Raw genomic sequence first — 7,259 nt, forward strand, 5'->3', positions numbered from 1 at the left:
GGCCTCAGCCGCGAGGGTATTACGGATGAACGCTACCTGCGGCGACGCTCGCTGCGTCACCGTCGAATCGGCGCCCATCGGTGGGGTTGACGCTGGTCGATAGCATGGCGGCATGACGAATCAAAGTGTTTGCCAGCCATGCACAGGCTTTTTACGGGCCGGTTCAGGGGCACTGTAGCTCGCTTAGCGATATCCCTGCGGCGGCCCGTGCCGGCGGATCGCCTCGACCACCTCGCGGTGGCGCCGGTCCTCGCGCTTCATGTGGACCGCGATCACCGCATGGGCCGACGGCACCAGCAGCAAGACGTGGAAAAACAGCCCGAAAATCGCGCAAAACACGATCAGGACCAGATTGAAGATGCCCGAAAACGGCTGTCCGTTCAGGAGCAGCCCGATCGGCGGCAGCAGAGCGGCAAGGACGTAGATCACGGCGCACACCTCGGGCGCTGGCGGATGCATAGCAGCGTCACGCAGGATTTAGGGCGTTTGCCCGGTTCCGCAATAGCGTGGTCCGGGGCAGGATGATATGGCCCCCTCGCCCGCCTTTTTCAGCAAAGCTGTCCTATTTTGATGAACAAGCAACGCCTGATCCCGCTCATCGTCGCCACCGCGCTTTTCATGGAAAACATGGATTCCACGGTGATCGCGACCTCGCTGCCGGCGATCGCCGCCGATATCGGCACCAGCCCCCTGACGCTGAAGCTCGCGATCACGTCCTATCTGCTGTCGCTCGCGGTGTTCATCCCGGCCAGCGGCTGGACCGCGGACCGCTTCGGCGCCCGCATCGTGTTTGCCGGCGCCGTCGCCGTGTTCATGCTGGGCTCGATCGGCTGCGCGCTGTCCTCCTCGGTGACCGATTTCGTGTTCGCCCGCATCCTGCAGGGCCTCGGCGGCGCGATGATGACCCCGGTCGGGCGGCTGGTGCTGCTGCGCTCGGTCGACAAGAGCGCGCTGGTCAACGCGATGGCCTGGGTGACGGTGCCGGCGCTGATCGGCCCGGTGATCGGGCCGCCGCTCGGCGGCTTCATCACCACCTATTTCTCCTGGCACTGGATCTTCCTGATCAACATCCCGATCGGACTGCTCGGCATCTTCCTGGCGCTCAGATATATCGACCCGATCAAGAGCGAGGATCCCGAGCGCTTCGATCTGGTGGGATTGGTGCTCGCCGGCATCGGCCTCGCCGGCATCGCCTTCGGGCTTTCGGTCGCAGGCCTCAATCTGTTGCCGTGGCCGATCGTCGCCGGCCTGGTCGGGGTCGGCACGGTATCGATGACGCTCTACATCCTGCACGCGCGGCGCACCGGTTCGCCGGTGCTCGATTTTGGCTTGCTGCGGCTGCCGACCATGCGGGCGTCGATCGTCGGCGGCTTCATGTTCCGGCTCGGCATCGGCGCGCTGCCGTTCCTGCTGCCGCTGTTGATGCAGGTCGGCTTCGGCCTGTCGCCGTTCCAGTCCGGTCTCGTCACCTTTGCCTCCGCTGTCGGCGCCATGGGCATGAAGACGCTGGCGGCGCGCATCATCCGCGCCTTCGGCTTCCGCAACATGATGACCGTCAATGCGGTGGTCAGCTCGGCCTTCCTCGCCGCCTGCGCCCTGTTCACGATCTCGACGCCGCTGATGCTGATCTTCACCATCCTGGTGGTCGGCGGTTTCTTCCGCTCGCTGCAATTCACCGCGATCAACACCGTGGCCTATGCCGAGGTCGAGGCGCCGCAGATGAGCCGCGCCACCACCCTCGTCAGCGTTAACCAGCAGCTCGCGGTATCAGCGGGCGTCGCCGTCGGCGCGTTCTCCGTCGAAACCACGCTGGCGCTGCATCACCAGACCGAGCTGTCCGCCGACGTGTTCGGACCGGCGTTCATCGTGGTGTCGCTGATCTCGGCAGCCTCCGCCTGGTTCTTCTGGCAAATGCCGGTTGACGCCGGCAACGAAATCGCCGGCCGCAAGGCGATCGACATTTCGAGCCGCAAGGGCGCCGAAAAGCGCGCCGCCGCTGATGCCGTCAAGGCAGCGACCGAGGACACCCAGAACGCGCGCGATCAACGGCTCGGTTAGTTGATCGAACGAGCCGTTTCCGAAGCACGGACACTGCAAGCCGCCGTCCGGTCACGGCCAAGCCCTTAGGGGTGGCCGGTCATCCCGCCTGGCTGTCCTCGATCCGGGCGTTCAATAAGCTCGTATGTGGGAACGTGGGTGGCTTCCAGCCACGATTCCAGCGCAGCTCCGCAGACCGTGCAGATCGCGTCACCCGTATGCGGCACCAAGAACTTCTCTTCAGTGCGTCTGTACTCAGCCCCGCAATTGCATTGAACAATGGTCGCCATATGAGAGATATGCGCCTGCGCTCCTCGATTTTCCAGTCCGGCAAGAAACGGCCCCAGTGCGCGAAACCCGACGCTGCACCAAGGCCGCCAACCCAGTGGGGGGTTTTCTCCCGGTGGGCTTGGGGGGCATTGGCCGGGAGCAATGGACTCGACTCCGGCCAGGCGCCAAGGTTCCAACCGGTCGCACTGAAATGTCGTGCCGCGCGCGAGATCAGCGGCTGGGGTGAGTCCGGTCTCCCTCCGTCAATGACAATCTCTACGATGACTGCTGCTGCCGACGAAACCCCGTCGCCAGCACATAGCGCTCCGAAGAGTCCTGCCGGCTGGCGGACGGCTTGACGTGACGCACGCTGGCGAAATCGCGCTTCAACTGCCCCACCAGTTCGGCGTCGGCGCCGCTCTGGAACACTTTTGCCAGGAACGTCCCGGCGGGATTGAGCACCTCCCCGGCAAAATGCGCGGCGGTCTCGACCAGGCCGATGATGCGCAGTTGATCGGTCTTGCGGTGGCCCGTGGTGTTGGCAGCCATGTCGGACATCACGAAATCGGCGCGGCCGCCCATCATCGCGATCAGTTTTTCAGGCGCGTCATGGTCGAGGAAGTCGAGCTGCGCGAACGTCACTCCGGGAATCTCGCCCATCTCGAGCAGATCGATCGCGACCACCTTGCCCTTGCCGTCGGCGGCACCGGTGCGCTTGGCCGCAATCTGGCTCCAGCCGCCGGGCGCAGCGCCGAGGTCGACGACCGTCATGCCCGGCTTGAGCAGGCGATATTTGTCGTCGATCTCGAGCAGCTTGAAGGCCGCGCGCGAGCGGTAGCCCAACGCCTTGGCCTTGGCGACGTAGGGATCGTTGAGCTGCCGCTCGAGCCAGAGTTTTGACGACAGTTTTCGCTTGCCGCCGCTCTTGACCGTGACGTGCAGCCGCCCGGTGGTGTCTTTCGCCATATTGCTTCTCTACTCCCTTGCCCCGCTCTTGCGGGGAGAGGGTTGGGGTGAGGGGCCGCTTCCGCAATGAGGATGAGAGATGCGCCCGTGGAGAGTCCCCCTCACCCGGATTGCATTGACATGCAATCCGGCCTCTCCCCGCGAGCGGGGCGAGGCTAAGGCAGCTCTAGCACGCCCGCAGCGCGCCGTCCTCGCGCATCATCTCGACCAGCATGCCCTCGCGCAGGCCGCGATCGGCGACGCGGAGCCGCGGCATCGGGAACGCGTTGCGGATCGCGTCGAGGATCGCGCAGCCGGCGAGCACGAGGTCGGCCCGCTCGACGCTGATGCAGTTGTTGTTGACGCGCGCCTCGTAGCTCATGCCGAGCAGCTTCTGGATCGTCGCGGTGACGTCGCCATCGTTCATCCAGATGCCGTCGATGCGGCGGCGATCGTAGCGCGACAGATTGAGGAACACGCCGGCGAGCGTGGTCACGGTGCCCGAGGTGCCGAGCATGTGCATGTCGCGCAGATCCTTGCCGTGCTCGGCCGCGAACGGCGCGACGTGGCGGGCGACCTCATCGATCATCCGCGCATACATGTCCCTGGTGACGTTCTTGCCGCCGAAATGTTCGGCGAGCGTCACGACGCCGAGCGGGATCGACATCCACGCCTTGATGCGCGGCGGCGCATCGGGCACGCCGGGATCGCGCTCGATCCGCACCAATTCGGTCGAGCCGCCGCCGATGTCGAACAGGATGGCGCCCCGCCCCTTCGGATCGAGCAGCGGCGAGCAGCCGATCACGGCGAGCGTTGCCTCGGTCTCGCGATCGATCACCTCGAGCTCGATGCCGGTCTCGGCTGCGACGCGTGCGCGAAAGCTTTCGGCATTGCCGGCGGCGCGGCAGGCCTCGGTGGCGATCAGCCGCAGCCGGCGGGCCTTGCGATAGCGGATCTTGTCGCTGCAAATGGCGAGCGCAGCGATCGCCCGCTCGATCGCGGCCTCGCTGATCGAGCCGGTCGCGGCGATGCCCTCGCCGAGCCGGATGATCCGCGAGAAGGAATCGACCACGCGGAACCCGTCGCCGGTGGGACAGGCGATCAACAGCCGGCAATTGTTGGTGCCGAGGTCGAGCGCGGCGTAGACGCCGCTTTCCGCGGCCGCCGCAATCAGCCCTGACGGGGCTTCGCCGGCCGGAGGGCCGTCACAAAGCCGCACATAGTCATTCATCAAAACACTGTCTTTCCGCAGGACCCCAAGGGCAATCCAGGGGGATTCTTGGGGCCCGCCGAATAATTGTCCGTTCACGGAAACTTTAGCAGCGTCAAAGCCCTACGCAAACTCCGTTCACATTGGGTCCATGCCCAATCGGGCGTTGTCGTTAAGGGGGGCGTGCGTTATCTCGTCTGCGCCCCCAAACTCCAGCAAATCCGGGCATTTCAGGTCATTTTCGATGCAAGATCATACGCCGCCCGCCTCCCTCGAAAACGCTATCGCACTGCAAAAATACGGTGTCGGACAGCCTGTTCGACGAAAGGAGGACGACACCCTGGTGCGCGGCAAGGGCAAATACACCGACGATTTCTCCCTGCCCGGCCAGGCTTACTGCTGGATGGTCCGCTCCTCCCACGCCCACGGGATCATCAAGGGGATCGATACGGCGGCCGCCAAGGCGATGCCGGGCGTGCTCGGCGTCTGGACCGGCGCCGACCTGGCAGCCGCGGGCTACAACCCCTTCACCTGCGGCCTGCCGCTGAAGAACCGCGACGGCTCGCCGCTCAAGCAGACCAACCGCCCGGCGCTCGTGACCGACAAGGTGCGCTTCGTCGGCGATCCCGTCGCTTTCGTGGTTGCGGAGACCGCGGCGCAGGCCCGCGATGCGGCTGAGGCCGTCGAGGTCGACATCGAACCGCTGCCGGCGGTGACGGACGCGGCCGAAGCGACCAAGCCGGGCGCGCCGCAGCTCTACGACAACATCCCTGATAACGTCGCGCTGGACTATCGCTATGGCGACACGGCCAGGATCGAGGCGGCGTTCGCCGCCGCCGCGCATGTCACAAAACTCGACATCGTCAACACCCGTGTCGCCGTGGTCTCGATGGAGCCGCGCGTCGCGCTCGCGCATTACGACAAGAAGACCGAGCGCTTCACGCTGCAGGTGCCGACCCAGGGCGTCTCCGGCAACAAGGCGATCCTGGCGCGCCTGCTCAACGTGCCCGCCGACAAGGTCCGCATCCTCACCGGCAATGTCGGCGGCTCGTTCGGGATGAAGAATCTCAACTATCCCGAATACACCTGCATCGCGCATGCAGCGCGCGAGCTCGGCCGCCCGGTGAAGTGGCTCGACGAGCGCTCGACCAGCTTCCTGTCCGACAGTCAGGGCCGCGCGCAGCTGATCCACGCCGAGCTCGCGCTCGATGCCGACGGCAAGTTCCTCGCGGTGCGGCTCTCCGGCTACGGCAATCTCGGCGCCTACATCACCGGCGTCGCGCCGGGCCCGCTGTCGCTCAACACCGGCAAGAACCTCGCCAGCGTCTATCGCACGCCGCTGCTCGGTGTCGACATCAAGACGGTCGTGACCAACACCACGCTGATGGGCGCCTATCGCGGCGCCGGCCGGCCCGAGGCCAACTACTACATGGAGCGGCTGATCGATGCCGCCGCCGACGAGATGGGCATCAACCGCTTCACGCTGCGCAAGCGCAACTTCATCAAGCCCTCGCAGCTGCCGTTCCCGGCCGCCTCGGGCGTCACCTATGACAGCGGCGATTTCGCCGGCGTGTTCCAGAAGGCGCTGGAGATCTCCGACTACGAGAACTTCGCCAAGCGCAAGAAGGAGAGCAGGAAGAGCGGCAAGCTGCGCGGCATCGCCGTCGGCTCCTATCTCGAGGTCACCGCGCCGCCGAGCGGCGAGCTCGGCAAGATCACCTTCGAGCCCGACGGCTCGGTGAAGCTCACCACCGGCACGCTGGACTACGGCCAGGGCCATGCCACGCCGTTCGCGCAGGTGTTGTCCGACCAGCTCGGCGTGCCGTTCGAGAAGATCACGCTCGAACAGGGCGACAGCGATCTGGTGCGCTTCGGCAACGGCACCGGCGGCTCACGCTCGATCACCGCGACCGGACAGGCGATCGTCGAGGCTTCCGCGCTGGTCGTCGAGAAGGGCAAGAAGGCGGCTGCGCACATGCTGGAGGCCTCCGAAGCCGACATCGAATTCGGCCAGGGCCGCTTCACGATCGCCGGCACCGACCGCTCGATCGGCATCATGGAGCTCGCCGAACGGATGCGCGAAAGCAAGATGCCCGAGGGCACCCCGGAGACGCTCGACGTCGATCACGCCACCAAGGAGACGGCGTCGACCTTCCCGAACGGTTGCCATGTCGCCGAGGTCGAGATCGATCCCGACACCGGCGTGACGCGGATCGTGCGCTACTCCGCGGTCAACGATTTCGGCACCGTGGTCAATCCGATGATCGTCGCCGGCCAGTTGCATGGCGGCGTGGCGCAGGGCATCGGCCAGGCGCTGATGGAGGAAGTCAGTTACGACGGCTCGGGCCAGCCGATCACCGGCTCGTTCATGGATTACGCACTACCTCGCGCCGGCGACGTGCCGTCGATGCTGGTCGGCGATCACCCCTCGCCGGCGAAATCCAACCCGCTCGGCACCAAGGGCTGCGGCGAAGCCGGCTGTGCCGGCAGCCTCGTCTGCATCGTCAATGCCGTGGTGGATGCACTGTCGGAGTACGGCATCAAGCACATCAACATGCCGCTAACGCCCGAACGCGTCTGGCGCGCGATCCAGGACGCCAAGGTGAAGGCGGCGTAAAGGCGCGCTGCTGCCGCTAGCACCGCTGGTACCGCCAACACAGCTGTCATCACCCGCGAAGTGTTTAGACCGGAGACATGGCTGACACCTGTTCCGACACATCACTGACAGGTTCGCCATTGGTCAAGTCGATTGCTGCGACCTGCCAGCTGGCGAAGAAGATTCCGTAGTTGCCGTCAC

The 7,259-nt window shown here is 65.5% G+C and carries 5 protein-coding genes; 2 read left to right on the forward strand and 3 right to left on the reverse strand.

The window, feature by feature from the left end; all coding sequences use genetic code 11:
• Positions 1 to 183: 183 nt before the first annotated feature.
• On the reverse strand, positions 184 to 429 hold the full coding sequence (locus tag H8B02_RS23345) for a hypothetical protein (RefSeq protein ID WP_229168455.1): 246 nt from the start codon (positions 427 to 429) through the stop codon (positions 184 to 186).
• A 141-nt stretch (positions 430 to 570) separates the two neighbouring features.
• On the opposite strand from H8B02_RS23345, the gene H8B02_RS23350 reads away from it, so the two are divergent.
• Positions 571 to 2,058, forward strand: a complete 1,488-nt coding sequence (locus tag H8B02_RS23350; protein WP_229168456.1) for an MFS transporter — start codon at positions 571 to 573, stop codon at positions 2,056 to 2,058.
• 525 nt (positions 2,059 to 2,583) lie between these two features.
• Here the strand turns inward: H8B02_RS23350 and H8B02_RS23355 are convergent.
• Entirely contained in the window at positions 2,584 to 3,273 is a 690-nt protein-coding gene (locus tag H8B02_RS23355; protein ID WP_229168457.1) for an RlmE family RNA methyltransferase, read from the reverse strand.
• Between the two features lie 166 nt (positions 3,274 to 3,439).
• Positions 3,440 to 4,483 carry a Ppx/GppA phosphatase family protein gene (locus H8B02_RS23360; RefSeq protein WP_092113181.1) on the reverse strand — a complete coding sequence of 348 codons (1,044 nt, stop codon included), beginning with the start codon at positions 4,481 to 4,483 and terminating at the stop codon, positions 3,440 to 3,442.
• A 223-nt stretch (positions 4,484 to 4,706) separates the two neighbouring features.
• Here H8B02_RS23360 and H8B02_RS23365 point away from each other — a divergent pair, with 223 nt between their 5' ends.
• Complete coding sequence (locus H8B02_RS23365; RefSeq protein WP_229168458.1) at positions 4,707 to 7,079, forward strand: xanthine dehydrogenase family protein molybdopterin-binding subunit; 2,373 nt, start codon at positions 4,707 to 4,709, stop codon at positions 7,077 to 7,079.
• Positions 7,080 to 7,259: the final 180 nt, after the last annotated feature.

Origin of the sequence: Bradyrhizobium altum, from assembly GCF_020889705.1 — a bacterium.
Classification (GTDB): domain Bacteria; phylum Pseudomonadota; class Alphaproteobacteria; order Rhizobiales; family Xanthobacteraceae; genus Bradyrhizobium; species Bradyrhizobium altum.